13 protein-coding genes and 8 tRNA genes are annotated in these 16,909 nt (G+C 52.9%); 18 read left to right on the top strand and 3 right to left on the bottom strand.

The genetic code is table 11. The features are described 5' to 3' along the window. Nucleotides 1-9 precede the first annotated feature (9 nt). The 13 genes from ACWAU4_RS14980 (at nt 10) to ACWAU4_RS14920 (ending at nt 6,564) form a co-directional block, all read left to right on the top strand. Complete coding sequence (locus tag ACWAU4_RS14980) at nt 10-1,248, top strand: aspartate kinase (RefSeq protein WP_044734850.1); 1,239 nt, start codon at nt 10-12, stop codon at nt 1,246-1,248. Nucleotides 1,249-1,364: 116 nt separating this feature from the next. Beyond that, a complete protein-coding gene (gene csrA / locus ACWAU4_RS14975; protein ID WP_025011666.1) occupies nt 1,365-1,562 on the top strand; it encodes a carbon storage regulator CsrA in 198 nt (65 codons plus the stop codon). A 204-nt stretch (nt 1,563-1,766) separates the two neighbouring features. Further along, nucleotides 1,767-1,858, top strand: a tRNA-Ser gene (locus ACWAU4_RS14970). 18 nt (nt 1,859-1,876) lie between these two features. Continuing rightward, a tRNA-Arg gene (locus tag ACWAU4_RS14965) sits at nt 1,877-1,953 on the top strand. Between the two features lie 31 nt (nt 1,954-1,984). After that, nucleotides 1,985-2,061 (top strand) — tRNA-Arg (locus ACWAU4_RS14960). A 29-nt stretch (nt 2,062-2,090) separates the two neighbouring features. Further along, nucleotides 2,091-2,167 (top strand) — tRNA-Arg (locus tag ACWAU4_RS14955). Between the two features lie 43 nt (nt 2,168-2,210). Next, nucleotides 2,211-2,287: transfer RNA gene (locus tag ACWAU4_RS14950), tRNA-Arg, on the top strand. 30 nt (nt 2,288-2,317) lie between these two features. Beyond that, nucleotides 2,318-2,394: transfer RNA gene (locus ACWAU4_RS14945), tRNA-Arg, on the top strand. Nucleotides 2,395-2,402: 8 nt separating this feature from the next. Beyond that, a tRNA-Ser gene (locus ACWAU4_RS14940) sits at nt 2,403-2,494 on the top strand. Nucleotides 2,495-2,540: 46 nt separating this feature from the next. Beyond that, nucleotides 2,541-2,617, top strand: a tRNA-Arg gene (locus ACWAU4_RS14935). A gap of 717 nt (nt 2,618-3,334) precedes the next feature. Continuing rightward, nucleotides 3,335-3,601 carry an OadG family transporter subunit gene (locus tag ACWAU4_RS14930; protein ID WP_096142730.1) on the top strand — a complete coding sequence of 89 codons (267 nt, stop codon included), beginning with the start codon at nt 3,335-3,337 and terminating at the stop codon, nt 3,599-3,601. Between the two features lie 26 nt (nt 3,602-3,627). Then, nucleotides 3,628-5,421 carry a sodium-extruding oxaloacetate decarboxylase subunit alpha gene (oadA, locus tag ACWAU4_RS14925; protein WP_208171273.1) on the top strand — a complete coding sequence of 598 codons (1,794 nt, stop codon included), beginning with the start codon at nt 3,628-3,630 and terminating at the stop codon, nt 5,419-5,421. A gap of 9 nt (nt 5,422-5,430) precedes the next feature. Beyond that, nucleotides 5,431-6,564: a sodium ion-translocating decarboxylase subunit beta gene (locus tag ACWAU4_RS14920; protein ID WP_028781526.1), complete on the top strand. Its 1,134-nt coding sequence runs from the start codon at nt 5,431-5,433 to the stop codon at nt 6,562-6,564. Nucleotides 6,565-6,749: 185 nt separating this feature from the next. Here ACWAU4_RS14920 and ACWAU4_RS14915 read toward each other — a convergent pair whose 3' ends face one another. Together ACWAU4_RS14915 and ACWAU4_RS14910 are read right to left on the bottom strand one after the other, a co-directional pair. Further along, nucleotides 6,750-6,917: a hypothetical protein gene (locus ACWAU4_RS14915; protein ID WP_025010950.1), complete on the bottom strand. Its 168-nt coding sequence runs from the start codon at nt 6,915-6,917 to the stop codon at nt 6,750-6,752. Between the two features lie 49 nt (nt 6,918-6,966). Continuing rightward, nucleotides 6,967-7,932, bottom strand: a complete 966-nt coding sequence (locus ACWAU4_RS14910; RefSeq protein WP_186494335.1) for a PD-(D/E)XK nuclease superfamily protein — start codon at nt 7,930-7,932, stop codon at nt 6,967-6,969. A 202-nt stretch (nt 7,933-8,134) separates the two neighbouring features. Here ACWAU4_RS14910 and ACWAU4_RS14905 point away from each other — a divergent pair, with 202 nt between their 5' ends. The 5 genes from ACWAU4_RS14905 (at nt 8,135) to ACWAU4_RS14885 (ending at nt 14,477) form a co-directional block, all read left to right on the top strand. Further along, nucleotides 8,135-8,560: a YqaA family protein gene (locus ACWAU4_RS14905; protein WP_054745120.1), complete on the top strand. Its 426-nt coding sequence runs from the start codon at nt 8,135-8,137 to the stop codon at nt 8,558-8,560. Nucleotides 8,561-8,598: 38 nt separating this feature from the next. Further along, nucleotides 8,599-11,454: a M16 family metallopeptidase gene (locus ACWAU4_RS14900; protein ID WP_208124924.1), complete on the top strand. Its 2,856-nt coding sequence runs from the start codon at nt 8,599-8,601 to the stop codon at nt 11,452-11,454. A 299-nt stretch (nt 11,455-11,753) separates the two neighbouring features. After that, a complete protein-coding gene (gene gshA / locus ACWAU4_RS14895; protein ID WP_208126197.1) occupies nt 11,754-13,319 on the top strand; it encodes a glutamate--cysteine ligase in 1,566 nt (521 codons plus the stop codon). Continuing rightward, nucleotides 13,316-13,741 (top strand): hypothetical protein, encoded by a 426-nt coding sequence (locus ACWAU4_RS14890; RefSeq protein ID WP_028781529.1) that lies wholly within the window; start codon nt 13,316-13,318, stop codon nt 13,739-13,741. The genes gshA and ACWAU4_RS14890 overlap by 4 nt, the downstream gene beginning before the upstream one ends. A 103-nt stretch (nt 13,742-13,844) precedes the next feature. Then, nucleotides 13,845-14,477, top strand: coding sequence for a transglycosylase SLT domain-containing protein (locus ACWAU4_RS14885; protein WP_028781530.1), 633 nt, complete (start codon nt 13,845-13,847; stop codon nt 14,475-14,477). Nucleotides 14,478-14,563: 86 nt separating this feature from the next. Here ACWAU4_RS14885 and ACWAU4_RS14880 read toward each other — a convergent pair whose 3' ends face one another. Beyond that, nucleotides 14,564-16,873 carry a toxin-antitoxin system YwqK family antitoxin gene (locus ACWAU4_RS14880; protein ID WP_208141927.1) on the bottom strand — a complete coding sequence of 770 codons (2,310 nt, stop codon included), beginning with the start codon at nt 16,871-16,873 and terminating at the stop codon, nt 14,564-14,566. Nucleotides 16,874-16,909: the final 36 nt, after the last annotated feature.

Below are 16,909 nucleotides of genomic sequence, written 5' to 3'. Positions count from 1 at the left end.
GAGGTCTATGTGACACAAGAAGTACGTTCAGGCAGTAACGAGCGACTGTATGTCAAAAAGTTCGGCGGCACCTCGGTAGGCTCGATTGAGCGTATCGAGGTGATTGCCGAGCAGATTGCCAAAGCTCAATTGAGCGGCGAGCATCAGGTGTTGGTGCTCTCTGCCATGGCTGGTGAAACCAACCGTTTGTTTGCACTGGCGGGGCAGATTGACCCCGATGCATCGGCGCGGGAGATGGACATGCTGGTCTCCACCGGCGAGCAGGTGAGTATTGCGCTGATGGCGATGGCGTTGGCAAAACGTGGCGTCAAGGCCAAGTCGCTCAATGCCGCCCAGGTGCAAATCCACACCAATAGCCAGTTTGGCCGTGCCAGTATCGAACGAGTTGACGTTCAGTATCTGCTGGAATTGCTGGCCCAGGGAATTATCCCGATAGTGGCCGGCTTCCAGGGTCGGGATCAATTCGGGGAAGTGACCACTCTTGGGCGCGGAGGCTCGGATACCACTGCTGTGGCATTGGCTGCCGCGCTCAAGGCGCAGGAATGTCAAATTTTTACCGATGTGGCTGGTGTCTATACCACAGATCCCAATATTGAACCGAGCGCACAAAAGCTTGATGCCATCAGTTTCGAAGAGATGCTGGAGATGGCTCGGTTGGGAGCCAAGGTGTTGCACCCGGATTCAGTCTCTTATGCCGAGCGCTTTCGGGTTCCCTTGCGGGTGCTTTCCAGCTTTGAACCTGGCAGTGGCACCCTGATCCGTTTCGATGCCTGTGAAGACAAGAGTAATCAAGTAGCGGGTATCGCTTGCAGTAAAGGGCAGGCGATGCTGAGTCTGAGTCGCACCGACGATTCACCGGACCCCTTTGCGGCAGTATTTTCACTGCTGGCCGAAAATGGTGTGGAAGTGGATCTGGTGACCAAGGCGGGTACAGATGACAGCGTCAGCTTTACCTTGGATGCCAGCAGGCTCCCTTGGGCGTTAAAGGCGCTCGATGAACCGGAACTTGGAACATCGTTTGGCCCATTGGTGTTTGAAAAAGCCCTGGCAAAGGTGTCTGTAATAGGTGCCGGCGTGCATCGCAGGGCCGAGGCAACCGCCAAGGTGTTTGATATCTTGGGGAATGAAGGAATTCATGTTAAGTTGATGGCAACATCAGAGATAAAGCTGTCAGTGGTAATAGATGAATCGGATTTACACAGGGCAGTTCGGGTGTTACATCACGCTTTTGAACTAAATAAGGTGTAATTAAACAACGGATTTAGTATTGAATACTATTAATTTATACTAAGCTCACCTTATAATAATGGTTACGACGGATGAGCGCCGTGTGTAGAAGATATGGAAACTAGAGGAGCAATCGAATGCTGATTTTGACTCGTCGTGTTGGCGAAACACTGATGATTGGTGACGAGGTCACAGTGACAGTGCTGGGTGTGAAGGGGAATCAGGTACGTATAGGTGTGAATGCACCCAAAGAAGTTTCTGTGCACCGTGAAGAGATTTATCAGCGTATTCAGTCTGAGAAAACAGGAACACCTTCTGAAGGTGGTAACTTCTGAGGCGACATAAAGTGAACCTCCGTCAGGAATAGAAGAGTCAGTTTTTAAACTGGCTTTTTTATTTTCTGGAGCCGGAAAACCCTTGATAGCACAGGATTTGCGCGTTATTTAGGTCAGGTGATTAAAAACAGGACAAACGGAAAAGGTTTCGGAAAAAGGGTTTGACTTATTTTCTTCAAACAGTAATATGTGCGCCAAGAAAACGGAGAGGTGGCCGAGTGGCCGAAGGCGCTCCCCTGCTAAGGGAGTATGGGCTTTATCTCCCATCGAGGGTTCGAATCCCTCCTTCTCCGCCATTTCTTAACGTAAAATATGCGCATGTAGCTCAGCTGGATAGAGTACCTGGCTACGAACCAGGCGGTCGGAGGTTCGACTCCTTCCATGCGCACCATTTTCCGTTTTAGCAGTAAAGAATACAATTCGCGCATGTAGCTCAGCTGGATAGAGTACCTGGCTACGAACCAGGCGGTCGGAGGTTCGACTCCTTCCATGCGCGCCACTTCTGCTTTAGTTTTCCAAGATGATCAAGCGCATGTAGCTCAGCTGGATAGAGTACCTGGCTACGAACCAGGCGGTCGGAGGTTCGACTCCTTCCATGCGCACCATCTGGAACCTTAAAGGCTGCTAAGAAAAATTGATTATCTGAAAGCGCATGTAGCTCAGCTGGATAGAGTACCTGGCTACGAACCAGGCGGTCGGAGGTTCGACTCCTTCCATGCGCACCAGATATCAAGTAAAGTACGCAATAGATTTAAGCGCATGTAGCTCAGCTGGATAGAGTACCTGGCTACGAACCAGGCGGTCGGAGGTTCGACTCCTTCCATGCGCACCAATTTATGCGGAGAGGTGGCCGAGTGGCCGAAGGCGCTCCCCTGCTAAGGGAGTATGGGCTTTATCTCCCATCGAGGGTTCGAATCCCTCCTTCTCCGCCATTCTTTACTATACTCTGAGAGCTAAGCTTTCTGAGTTCCGGATTAAGCGCATGTAGCTCAGCTGGATAGAGTACCTGGCTACGAACCAGGCGGTCGGAGGTTCGACTCCTTCCATGCGCGCCAAATAGCAAAGAAGTAAGACGCCCCGCAATAGCGGGGCGTTTTGCTATCTGTTTCTTACTCGCCTGCAATTTCCTAGCTATCCACCGTGCCTTATCCGTAAGCTTGATACAGAGACACAGGCCCACTGAAAGTCCGGGATGTAACAAGTTCTGGATAGAGAACCTATTTTCATCATCAAGTACCATGCTTTGTTCTTCATACCGTCGAAATTCGTACCCGCCATTGCTTAAAGCAGAGCCGCTGAGTCGCTTGGTTTCTAGGCAAACTCATCACAGACAGTTTTATCGCTTATGGCGAACACATCCGGGAAAGGCTTTAAAACCATTTGTATTCACAAGTCCCCTATGTTGAAACTTGCCGCCCTTGCCGGTATTCGCGATATCATCTTCCCTTCGTTCTGGTTTGAGTTTTGGTTTTTCATCAAAAATCTTAAATGAATATTTATGAATCATTATTCCCTATGAGGTTTTATTGATTTGTTTTGGTATGACCAATTTACATTGGGGAGGTTTTTTTGTTATAGATTGGTTATCGCTTTTGACCTAAGTCACATGGTTAGGTGCAACTTGGCCTGTTAGGCTAAAACAAGCAGTGATTGAAAATCACATTTTTTCGCATATTTACCATTATTGTCCGGCTGGGGTGCCATGTTCTGTCATCTCAGACCAGACTTAGACATGGAAAGGCCTGCCGCGCCATTAACAAAATGAGGAAGATATGATGTCGCTTTCTGAGCAACTCGTGGAAGCTGTGGGGATTATGCTGCTTGGTATGGGGCTGGTTTATCTGTTCTTGGGGCTGCTGATCTTGGGGATCCGGGTATCGGCCCATTATCTGGCACCTAAACCCAGCTTGGAGGATAAGAACCAAACTCAGGAAAGGGCCAAGGCACAATCTGCAGTCGTCGCCCAGGCAGGTGCACCAACGCCGCAACAGTTGGCAGCCATTAGTTGTGCCATTCACCAATACCGCAAACAGGCTTAATTGCCGCAATCTGATGGATAAAAAAGATGAGTAAAGCTTTAGCATTAACCGACGTTGTCCTGCGGGATGCCCACCAGTCATTGTTGGCAACCAGAATGCGTATCGAAGATATGTTGCCGATTGCATCCAAGTTGGACAGTGTCGGCTTTTGGTCCCTGGAGTCCTGGGGCGGTGCAACCTTTGATGCCTGTATCCGTTATCTGGGTGAAGACCCATGGGAGCGGATCCGGGCGCTGAAACAAGCCATGCCCAACACCCGGCAGCAGATGTTATTGAGGGGCCAGAACTTGCTGGGTTATCGCCATTACAGTGACGACTTGGTGACCCGGTTTGTGGAGCGCGCCCATGACAGCGGGGTCGATGTATTCCGGGTGTTCGATGCCATGAATGATGTGCGCAACTTGCAAGCCGCGCTGAAAGCCGTGATTGATGTTGGCGCTCATGCACAGGGCACAATTTCTTACACCACAAGCCCCGTACATACACTGCAAACCTGGTTGACCATGGCCAAGCAATTGGAAGATATGGGCTGCCATTCACTCTGTATCAAGGACATGGCCGGTTTGCTCAAGCCGATGGAGGCATTTGAGCTAATAAGCCGCTTGAAGTCGGAAACCGATCTCTTGATCACCATGCAGTGCCATGCCACTACAGGGTTATCAACCGCAACCTATCAAAAGGCGATTGAGGCAGGCATTGATGTTCTGGATACTGCCATCTCTTCCATGAGCCAAACCTATGGTCACAGTGCCACCGAAACCTTGGTTGCCATGGTTGAAGATACCGATAGGGCGACAGGCTATGACTTGGCACTGCTGGAGGAGATAGCCGCCTATTTCCGTGAGGTCAGAAAAAAATATGCCCGTTTCGAAGGGGCACTCAAGGGCATAGATTCACGCATTCTGCGGGCTCAAGTGCCGGGTGGCATGCTGACCAATATGGAAAACCAGCTCAGAGAGCAAGGCGCCGAGGACAAGCTGGATCTGGTGCTCGAGGAGATCCCAAGGGTGCGGGAAGATCTGGGTTTTATTCCTCTGGTGACCCCCACCTCCCAGATTGTCGGTACTCAGGCGGTAATCAATGTGCTGATGGGCGAGCGCTATAAGTCGCTGACCAAGGAGACGGAAGGTGTACTCAAGGGCGAATATGGCGCCACCCCGGCCAAGGTGAACAGTGAATTGCAACAGCGGGTGTTGCAGGGGGCCGAGCCTGTCAGTTGCCGCCCGGCCGATCTGCTCGCGCCCGAGCTTGAACATCTGCGGGCCGAACTGGCCGAAAAAGCGTTGGCGCAAGGTTTGAGCCTCAGCGAAGAGCGCGACGATGATGTGCTGACTTATGCGCTGTTCCCGCAAATCGGCCTGCAGTTTATTAAGAACCGTGGCAATCCAGCGGCATTTGAACCTAAGCCAGAATTGGAAGCTCCTCTGTCACAAACAACTCAAACCAAGGTCGGTGGTCGTCAGCCGGAGGTTTATACCGTAGATGTGCAGGGCCAGCGCTTTGTGGTGCAGGTCAGTGAGGGCGGTGATATCAGTCAGGTGGCGCCTTTGCCGGTGGCAGAGCCCCAGGCCACCCCAGTGCAGGCTCCTGCTGTTGCCTCTGGCCCGGAACTGGAGATGAGCGCGCCGCTTTCCGGCAATATCTTCAAGGTACAGGTGGCCGCCGGAGACAGCGTTCGCGCCGGTGATGTCGTTATCATACTCGAGGCGATGAAGATGGAAACTGAGATCCGGGCTCAGGCCGATGGTGTTGTCAGCCGCATCCTGGTCAAGGAAGGCGATGCCGTCAGCGTCGGTACCAAGTTGCTGGCACTGGCCTAAGGAGCGATGATGGACGGTTTACTCGCTTTTTGGTCTGAGACGGGAATAGCGCACTTTACCTGGCCACAGGCCTTGATGATGTTGGTCGGTGCCTTGTTGTTGTATCTGGCAATAGTGCGCAAGTTTGAGCCTTTGCTGCTGCTTCCCATCGGCTTCGGCGCCATTCTGGCCAATATCCCCAATGCAGGTTTTACCGAGGAAAATGGGCTGCTCTACTATGTTTATCACGTGGGCATAGATACCGGGGTTTTTCCGCTGCTGATCTTTATGGGGGTCGGCGCCATGACAGATTTCGGCGCCCTGATTGCCAACCCCAAGACGCTATTGCTGGGCGCGGCCGCTCAGTTCGGGATCTTTGCCACCCTGATTGGTGCGATAGCCTTGAACCTGGTGCCCGGGTTTGAGTTCAGTATGCAAGATGCCGGTGCCATCGCCATCATAGGCGGCGCCGATGGTCCTACGGCCATTTTCCTCGCCTCCAAACTGGCGCCTGATTTGCTGGGAGCCATTGCGGTGGCCGCATACTCCTACATGGCCTTGGTGCCGCTCATTCAGCCTCCCATCATGCGGGCCTTAACCACGGAAGCCGAGCGGCAGATCAAGATGGAACAGCTGCGGGAAGTCAGCAAGAAGGAGAAGATCATCTTCCCCCTTATGGTGCTGGGAATGACCATATTGTTTTTGCCGACGGCGACCCCCTTGGTGGGCATGTTCTGTCTCGGTAACCTGATGCGCGAATCCGGGGTGGTGGATAGACTTTCCAACACGGCGCAAAACGAACTTATCAATATCGTCACCATTTTCCTCGGATTGGCGGTTGGTTCCAAGCTCTCGGCCGAGCAGTTTCTTCGGGTCGAAACGCTGGGGATCTTGCTGCTCGGGGCGGTGGCCTTCAGCATTGGCACCGCTGCCGGGGTCTTGATGGCCAAACTCATGTGTAAACTCAGTGGTGGCAAGGTCAACCCCTTGATTGGTGCAGCCGGGGTCTCGGCCGTTCCCATGGCCGCCAGGGTGGTGAATAAGGTTGGGCTAGAGGCCAATCAGCAAAACTTCCTGTTGATGCACGCCATGGGCCCCAATGTGGCCGGTGTGTTGGGCAGTGCGGTCGCTGCCGGTATTCTGCTGGCGGTATTGGGGAACTGAGCGCTTTGCGCGCTGAATAGCTGAGTGCCATGACGTTAAAAATAACCGGCGTAGCCAGTGTGCCGCGCCGGTTATCGGTTTTAAGGCTCGCTGGAGGGCAAACCGCAACGCGCGGGTTTTGGTACACTCTGAGTCGATTAAAGCACCCATTTCAAAGGCTCATTTCAAAGGCTTATATCAAAAGCTTAGGCCGTCAGCCAGATGGCCAGTGACAGCAGGGCTATCAAGGCACCACTGACGCCTATTATCCAAATAAAACCGCGTTTCCCCTGCGCCAAAGGGACATTGTTGAAGTGTAAAAACGCTATCCAGAACAGGGAAAGGATAATAGGTAGAAACAAAAGACGGGCCATGATTGCTCACTATTCAAAGAGATATGGCTTAATCATAGACCGGGGTTCTTCAAGAGTACCAGTCAGATGCTTGAATATTGCTCGCTGCAATTCTTTTATCCGCCAGCACCTGAATTAACATCTGTCTCAGTTTCTTGGCTTGGGCAATGGATTGCTGCACTTGTGGTTGGACATCTTCGAATTTGTCTTTAAAAGGGTCAATGGGCGGCGTAGGCAGTTCCATCACGACAGACTTGCCGGAGCGTTTGATCATGAGTCCTGTGCTTGCATATGCACCGAAGGCTTGCGTGAGCATATCAAGCTGCTCGGCTGCTCCCAGAAACATGATTTTGACCACGCTTCCTGCCAATTGATGAACGATGCGGATTTGCTTATTGGGCAGTAGCGGGTAGAAATGCAGCCAGGAATGTCCGGCGGCGCGGTTTTTGGGTGTTTCCGGGTTCAACTCCGGGTGATGTCTTTTCGCAAACTCAAGATAACTCCTGGCAAACTCTGTGACTTCGGGGCTAATGCTGGGCAGGTATCCGCGTCTTTGCTTGCTGATGCTCTCGGCCATAAGTCGTGCCCGGTACCATGCCCCTTGGGCGACAAAGTACGCCATGAGTTCCTCATAGGCGATGGTTTTATCATAGGGCTCATTGTTGGATGCCAGGTATTTTTGCGGAGCCAACAGACAGGTGCGAAAATCGACCCAATAGCCCTGTTCTATCCCATGCTCGCCACGGTAGCGATACCTTAACCCTTGTTGCTGTTGTGGCGTTGCATCTATCTTGTTTTCGATAAGAATGGCTTGATGGGAGCCGTCATTGTCATTGAAAATCACCACGAGATCCGACTCGCCGTATTGGTTGTGAATGACAGAATGCCAGGCGCCGACAAACTCTACGGTGTGGGGGAATTCATATACCCGGGAAACCAACCAATTGCAGAAGGCCATTGAAGTGTGGCACTCCTCCAGCAACATCAAATCAATATCCCGCTCCTGAACAGATTGAATAAAGTTCAGCTCCTGCATTTATGACTCCTTTCCTTGTCCATCTTAGGGCTGGTTTTAACCCCTGGTTTTGTGGCTTTCTATCGCGATTGTATGATTTAAACTCTTGAGACTTAGCTGGGCAATGACATTGTTTTCTTATATCTTTCAGCGCTAAAAACTATTTATCTTTGAACTTGCCTGGATGGACATTTGATTCAGGCAGTATGCAGGAAGGTATCTTATGTGGGAACTCTGGCTGATGTTCAGCGGCGCTTTTTTGGCGGCGACATTGCTGCCTGGAGGCTCGGAAGTCTTGTTGCTGGCTTTGCTGGACAAACAGCCGGAGATGGCATTGTCGCTGCTGCTTAGCGCCACTATAGGTAACACCTTGGGGGCCTTGAGCAGTTATCTACTTGGGCTTTTGGGGCGCAAGGCGGTCACGCCCGAGCAACTCGACAGCGGTCGCCACAAGCAGGCGCTGGCGCTGCTGAAGCGCTACGGTTATTGGGCCTTGTTACTTTCCTGGGTGCCGCTGATCGGCGATATTCTGTGCCTTTTAGCAGGTTGGATGAAACTTCCTCTTACAAAATCCACTCTGATGATTTTGACAGGCAAGGGCCTGCGCTATTTGATTATTGTGTTGTTGGCTTTAGAGTGGCTGCAATGAGTTATTGGGTTTCAGTCTCTGGTTGAAGGAGTAACGTTTTGAAGAAATGGTTATTGGCGGCGGCAATTTCAGCCGCATTGGCGGGTTGCTCTGTGCAAACCGACACAGGATTGGCTGAGGTTTCCTCGGTACAACTGCCAGCAGGAGTGACTCTCATCGAGTCGGTCACCCCCAAGGCCGGTGAAGTCGGTATCCCTTACAGCAAGTATCGCTTGGCCAACGGCCTGACAGTGATACTGCATCAGGACAATTCTGATCCTCTGGTGCATGTGGATGTAACCTATCATGTGGGCTCGGCCAGAGAGCAGGCGGGGCGCAGTGGTTTTGCCCATCTGTTTGAACACATGATGTTCCAGGGCTCCGAGCATGTGGCTGATGAACAGCATTTCAAGATAGTCACCGAAGCCGGCGGCACCTTGAATGGCACCACCAACACTGATCGCACCAACTATTTCGAAACCGTTCCCAGTAATCAGTTGGAAAAAATGCTTTGGCTGGAGTCGGACCGCATGGGTTACTTGCTTCCGGCCCTGACCGACAAGAAATTTGAAGTGCAGCGGGAAACCGTGAAAAACGAACGGGCCCAGCGCATCGATAACCGTCCTTATGGGCGGATGAATGAACGCTTCAATCAGGCGTTTTATCCCGCCGGTCATCCTTATTCCTGGCCTGTTATAGGTTGGCCGGAGGATCTCGATCGCGCCACGCCCGATGATGTAAGACACTTCTTCCAACGCTGGTACGGCCCCAACAATGCCACCCTGACCATAGGCGGTGATATAGATACCGCGCAGACGCTGGCCTGGGTCAGCAAGTACTTCGGCGATATTCCTAAGGGGCCTGAGGTGGCGACCGATGCCAAACCTTTGGTAACGCTGGACAAGAGCCGCTATATCTCGATGGAAGACAATGTCCATCTGCCACTCATCCGTATTGCTTTCCCAACCGTTTATGCCCGTCACCAGGATGAGGCCGCGCTGGATCTGCTGGCCAATATTCTCGGCGGCGGCAAGACCTCGCTGGTTTACAAGAATCTGGTGAAAGATGGTTATGCGGTGCAGGCAGGGGTCAGTCATCCTTGCCAGGAGCTGGCCTGTCAAATGTCCATCTACGCCTTGGCCAATCCGGCCAAGGGCGGAGCTCTGGCGCCGATAGAGGCCAAGATCCGCGAATCGATCGCCGAATTTGAACAGCGGGGCGTCACAGATGAAGATCTGCAGAAGGTCAAGGTGCAGTTCCGCGCCGACAGCATCTTCTCGCTGCAGAGTGTGTCGGGCAAGGTGTCCAACCTGGCCTATAACCAGACATTCGCCGGTGATCCCAATCAGATAGCCAAAGATTTGGCCCGCTATGATGCTGTGACCAAAGAAGATGTGATGCGGGTATTCAAGCGCTACATCAAGGATAAGCCCAGCGTGGTGATGAGTGTGGTGCCCATGGGCGCCAAGGCGCTGGTGGCCAAGGCCGATAACTTTACCCCGCCTGAGCCAAGGGTTGCCGCCAACGCCGTTGCCGGGTTGCAGCAGGCAGCAAGTGCCAACAGCAGTTTCGATCGCAGTAAGATCCCCGCTGCCGGCAAGGCGCCCTCCATGCAGGTGCCCAAGCTTTGGTCTGCCCAGCTGAACAACGGTATCAGTGTCATGGGCACTGAAAGCCATGAAACGCCTACTACCGAGCTGGTCATCTACCTCAACGGCGGTCACAGACTGGTGCCGGTGGAAAAGGCCGGGCTCGCCGGTTTGACTGCGGCCATGCTCAATGAGTCCAGCGCCAAACGCAGCAGTGAAGAACTGGCCCAGGCGCTGGAGCTGCTGGGATCTTCCGTGGTGTTCGACAGCAGCGGCTATCAAAGCAGCATCCGGATCTCGGCCTTGACCGAAAACCTGGATAAGACCCTGGCAATAGTCGAAGAAAGGCTGTTTGAGCCAGGCTTCAAGGAAGCCGATTTCGAGCGGGTAAAACAGCAACAGTTGCAGAGCCTGCAACATCTGGCCTCGGATCCCAACTATCTGGCCGAAGAGGGTTTCAGCAAGTTGCTGTTTGGCAGCCAAACCAGTCTCGGTGTCAATGATAACGGTACGCTTGAGAGTGTCAGCCAACTGACGCTCGATGATATCAAGGCTTTCTATAAGGAGCAGTATCGTGCCGGCAATGCTCAACTGGTGGCGGTAACCGATCTGCCCCGCGAGCAGCTACTCGGCAAGCTAAAAGGATTGGAGCCTTGGGGCGGCCAGGCTGTGTCTCTGCCGACCTTGGGTGAGTTGCCCGAGGGTAAACCCGGAGTGGTATTTCTTATCGATAAGCCGGGAGCGGCCCAGTCGGTTATCAGCATAGGCAAGCGCGCCCTGCCTTACGATGCCACGGGCGACTTCTTCAAGGCTTACCTGATGAACTATCCCTTGGGCGGCGCCTTCAACAGCCGCATCAACCTTAATCTCAGGGAAGACAAGGGCTACACCTATGGTGCCCGCAGCTTCTTCAGTGGTGGTATTGAGCAGGGGTACTTCAAGGCGGGCGCCAGCGTTCGCAGTGATGTCACCGACAAGGCGCTGGCTGAGTTTATCAAGGAGCTCAAGGCTTATCATGATAAGGGGATGACGACACAAGAGCTTAGCTTTATGCGGGCCTCAATTTCGCAGGGTAAAGCACTGGATTATGAAACGCCTTACCAAAAGGCCGGCTTTATCCGAATGATCCAGAAGTACGGTCTGAGCGATGATTTTACTGCCCGTCAGGATGAGATTATCAACCAAACCAGTCTTGATAAGCTAAATGAGCTGGCTAAAGAATGGTTGGATCCTGCCAGCATGCAAATATTGGTGGTCGGGGATAAAAATCTTATCGAGCCAGGTATTGAGGCAATGGGTTATTCAGTGATCAATCTGCCCTTGTAAAACGGTCACTTTGACCTCATATTGATCTTGACCGCAGCGGGTTACGACTCGCTTGCCACTATGCAAGGCGGTGATGCTTGAAAGAGCATCACCGCCTGTCTCTTTTAAATTACACTTGCCTGAAAGGCCGCTTAGGCTTTATTTTGGGCAGCAGTCACACAGAGCAGTCCTGTGCCTTTTGGTGATGAATCACCAAGAGATGAAAGCGGAGCAGGTATGCCCGGGTCTATTGGCCAGATAAAGGCCTAGGCCGCCAAGCAGAGAAAAAGAATTTGAAGTCATTTACCGAATCTGTCGCAATGCTCAAAGGAGCCGAAGGACGCGCCGCACTCAAGGATATGCGCCGTGGGATTGAGCGAGAAGCCTTGAGAATTGATGCCAGCGGGCACCTGGCTATGGATGGTCATCCCAAAACCTTGGGCTCGGCCCTGACCCACTCGAGGATCACTACCGATTACAGTGAGGCGTTGCTCGAGTTCATAACGCCTGTTACCCACAGCATAGATGAGCTGCTTACCGGCCTCACCGAGACTCATGCCTTTACCCTCAATCAGCTTAAGGGACAAAAGCTTTGGCCCGTGAGCATGCCTTGTTATGTTGGCGACGAGAAGGATATTCCCATCGCCCAATACGGCAGCTCCAACTCAGGGCGGATGAAGACCCTCTATCGCAAGGGCCTGACCTACAGATACGGCGCTTTGATGCAGATCATCTCAGGAGTGCACTTTAACTTCTCGGTTTCTGACGAGCTTTGGGATCTGCTCTATGCCCAGAGCGACAAGTCGGTTTCCCGCTGTGACTTTATCTCCGAGCGCTACTTTGGCCTTATCCGCAACTACCGCCGCTTGGTGTGGGTGTTGCCTTATCTGTTTGGTGCTTCACCGGCGCTGTGCGGCTCTTTCATCAAAGAGCAGCAGACAGAACTGGATTTTGAAAAGATGGGCCGCGGCACCCTGTATCTGCCCTGGGCCACCTCACTGAGAATGAGTGACCTGGGTTACACCAACAAGGAGCAGGAGCGGCTCAGTATCAGCTATAACTCGCTGGCGGATTATCTCAAGGGGATCCGCGCCGCCATCAAGATGCCTTCGGACAACTTTGCCAACATAGGGGTGAAGGTTGACGGCGAATATCGCCAGCTCAACGCCAATGTGTTGCAGATAGAAAATGAGTTTTATGCCCCCATTCGCGCCAAGCGTGTGACCCGCAGCGGTGAAAAGCCTTCCGAGGCACTGGCACGCGCCGGGGTGGAATATATCGAAGTGCGGGCACTGGACGTTAACCCCTTCAGTGCCATAGGCATAGAGGCCTCTCAGGTGCGCTTCCTGGATCTGTTCCTGCTTCATTGTTTGTTGAGTCCATCGGTGACGACCGATAGCACAGGTGAGCAGGAGATAGCCGCCAACCTCAAGGCCGTGGTGTTGGAAGGGCGTAAGCCCGGCTTAATGCTGAGCCAAAATGGCGAGCCTGTGGCGCGTGAGCAGTGGATGCTGGCACTGTTTGCCGAGCTGCAGCAGTTGGCCACGCTGCTCGATGGAAAGGATGATGACCAATATCAGCTGGCGCTGGCCAAGTGGCATCAAGCCGTTATCGACCCGAATGAGACGTTGTCTGGGCAGGTGATGAAGACCCTGGCAGACAAGGGGCTGGATCACGGTGCCTGGGTGATGGCATTGGCGAAAGAATATCAGCAGCAGCTGCTGAATTATCCGCTGAGTGCCGCAGCGCTGGCTTCCTTTGAAGCCGAAGCACAGGCCTCAATCGAGAGTCAGTTGCAGATGGAAGCCGCTGATCGTTTGAATTTTGATGATTTTCTGGTTCAGTACTTTGCCGATGAACCAGCCAAGGAAGCAGTCAGTCAGTGAAGTCTTTGTTGTTAATCTCGGCCGCAGCGGTGTTGCTGACGGCCTGCGCCAGTGCTCCCGAGCCAGGGCGCGAATGTGGTACGGTTTCAGGTTATCTGGAGCCGGATCGGGAGCAGCAGTTTTATCGTCTGGTGGTCACCCATCTCGATGGCAAACCCGTGATCTCCAAACCCAACTATCAGTTGCCACCGGGTGAACACAGCTTTACCGTCTCTGAGCTGATAGATTCACCTGAGCTCAAAGTGCGGCTGTCGGCCCGCACGCCCAAGGAGCTGAAGTTGCTGGTGGAAGCCGGGCAACGTTATCACCTGGCGGCCAAGTTCAATACCGACAGGCGCTATACCGGCAAGGATACCGGTTACTGGGAACCTGTGGTCTGGCAGCAGGAAGTTCATGAATGCGAGCTGCCGGAGCCGCAATAAAGCTCACTTTTTCAGAGGCTCAGGTTGCATTTGATGTTTGACTCGGGCGACACTGAGTCCAAGTTCAACCAAAGGCCTGGCCTTTGAAAGCCGTGAGATTTTCGTGAAGCGACAGTTTCTATCCAAATTTGCCCCGGCGCTTGCTGTTTCCGCCTCCCTGTTTTTGGGTGGCTGCGCCACTTCACCTCCCAAAGAGCCCGACAATATCTGTTCCATCTTCAAAGAGCACAGATCTTGGTACAACGCTGCCAAGGATGCCCGTGAAAAGTGGGGCGTTCCCGTGCATGTGCCCTTGGCCATGATGTATCAGGAGAGCTCCTTCAAGCATAATGCGGCGCCACCTATGGAGTATTTCTTGTGGATCATTCCCATAGGACGCGCCAGTGATGCTTATGGTTATGCCCAGGCCAAGACCATGACCTGGGATGATTATGTGCGTGAGACCGGCAACAGCTGGGCCAGTCGCAGCGATTTTGATGATGCAATGGATTTTATGGGCTGGTTTATCTACAAGAGCCATAAGATCAATGGTGTGTCCAAGTGGGATGCCCGCAACCAGTATCTCAATTATCACGAAGGCTGGGGCGGCTACAAACGCGGCAGTTACCGCAGCAAGGCCTGGTTGGTAAGGGTGGCCGACAAGGTGGACAATCGTTCCCGCCGTTATGCGGCGCAATATAATCAGTGCAAGGAAGACCTGGACGCCTCTTGGCTCTGGCGTTTGTTCTTTGGCTAGGGAAGGGGAAACTAAGCTGTTCCTCGGTAAAAGCGCACCCTTAAGGTGCGCTTTTTGGGTTCTCTACAGATGAGCCAGCCGTTTTATCAGCCGTGGTGTTCTGTCTTTATCAGCTTGCCGAACTGGTCGTAGAAGTTCCAGTCGCCGGATTCACGATTGCTGATATAGCTGCCTTCGGTACGCTTCTCGCCATTGGTCCAGAAAGTCTGCCACAGCCCCTCTTTTCTGTCCCTGAGGAAGGTGCCTTTCTCGGCCAGCTTGCCGTTGTTGTGGAAGTAACTGGCTTCACCCTCTTTCTGGCCCTTGACCCACTGCTCATGGCTCTGTGGTTTGCCATTTTGGAAGTACTGGCTCAGTTTGCCATCGAGTTTTCCCTGCCAGTAGTTGGCCTGCTGTTTTAACTGGCCGTTACTGTAGTACTGCTCAGATTTGCCGTGCAGTACATCGTCCTTGAATTCTTGACTGGCGGCGAGCATGCCATCTTCAAACCAGCTTTGCCACTGGCCGGTTTTGGCCCCTTTTAACAACTCACCGGCCAGTTTCTGCTGCCCATTGTCGACATAGTATTCGCTATAGCTGCCGGTCTTATCGCCATTGTCATAGGTTTCCTTGCGATAAAGGATGCCCTTGAAGCTGTAGTGCTCGCGTGCACCATGTAACTTACCCTGTTGCCACAGGCTCTTGATCCTGATATTGCCTTCTGGGATGGTGCCGAAGGTAGGATCGTCCTCTTCGTAGCGGTAGTCTATCCAGGTACCTGTCTTCTTATTGTCCAGGTATTCCCCAGTAACCCGGCGGCGGCCATGGTAATACTCGGCATATTTGCCATTGAGTTTGCCTTTGACAAAGGTCTGCTCCCGGCTCTTGACCCCTTCGCGATACTGAATCCAGAGCCCGTCCTTGTCGCCGTTGAGATATGCGCCTTCCTCATTGGGATCGCCGTTGGCGTACCAGCGCTTGAAGGCACCATCGAGCGGATAACGATAATCCTTGGCGGCCTTGTCTTTGGCATAGTGGGCCAACTCCCTGGGCTTGCCATTGTCGTAGAAGCTCTCATATTTGCCGACCCACTTGCCTTCAATGACATCGCCCTGCTCCTGCACAGTGCCATCTTCAAAGTAGCGGATGGATTTTCCGGTTTGCTTGTCGTGCTGGTATTGGTTCAGGCTGCGTTTTTTACCGTTCGGGAAGTAACGGATAAAGTCGCCGTGACGCTCACCCTGCTGCCATTGGCTGGACTCCTGCAGTACGCCGGCGCTGAAACGCTGATGCAAACCATCCAGCAGGCCCATGGCAAACTGGGACTTCTCCAGGGGCTTGCCATCGATATCGAAACGCTCATACTTGCCATGGCGGGGATATTGACCGTTGTCGCTCAATTGGCTGTCGTGGAAGGTTTCCAGCTCAGCCAACTGGCCATTGGGGTGAAAACGCTTCTGTACACCAGTTTGCAGGCCGTTTTTGTAGTGCTGCTCTATGACCAGCTTGCCTTCACTGTTGAAGTACTCCTGGGTGCCATCTCTTTCGCCGTCACTGAAATGCTCATTGCCCAGCAGTATCCCTTTGTCGTCAAACGTCTGACATTGGCCCTGGCGCTTACCCGCACGATAAGCACATTTGAGCGCCAGTTCGCCGTTTTGGTGATATTTCAGGCTTTCGCCGTCCCGCTCGCCGGCACTGAAGCTTATCTCACTCTCTTTGCTGCCATCATCAAAAAAGCTCTGCCAGACGCCCTGACGTTGGCCATTGGCATCGAATTTGCCCTTGACCTTGATTACCCCCTGGGCGTTTTGCTCCAGATAGTCGCCTGACAGTTGGTTGTTGGCGTATTGCTGGCTTTGGGCCAGGGTGCCGTTTTCATAGAAGCTCTGCCACTGACCATGGCGCAGGTTGTCGGTATAGGTTTCGCTGGCCTTGAGTTTACCACTGGCGTAGAAACGTTTGACCTGCTCTTTGTTACCGTCGCGGTAGAAGACGCTTTCACTGAGACGGCCTTTAGTGTCGAAGGTTTGCCATTCCCCTTCCGGCACGCCCTTGTTGAACACCTGCAATTCGGTCATCTGGCCGCTGATGTCATACATGCGCCAACTGCCATTTTGATAGCCCTGGAAATATTGGCCCTCAATCAATTTGGCATTGTTGGAGTGAAATACCTGCCAGCGCCCATTGGGCAAGCCCTGGGAGAATTCCGCCAGGGTATAGCCTTGATTGTCCCGGACGATGGATATTTCACCATTGAGGGGCATGCCACTGGCCAGATTGTAATAATGGGGGATACCATCCTGCTGGCGAACTTCCACCATTAAGGAAGAGAGGTTTTGTGCCGCCTGCGCCTGTTGCAGCACGGTTAGAGTGCTTGCGGCCAGCGCCGCCATAATTATGAGCTGTTTGTGCATCGGTTCTCCTTGTCACCTACTGCAGCAATCCCGTCA

Source organism: Shewanella sp. FeAMO, from assembly GCF_053653955.1.
This window is presented reverse-complemented; position numbering and strand designations above follow the sequence as displayed.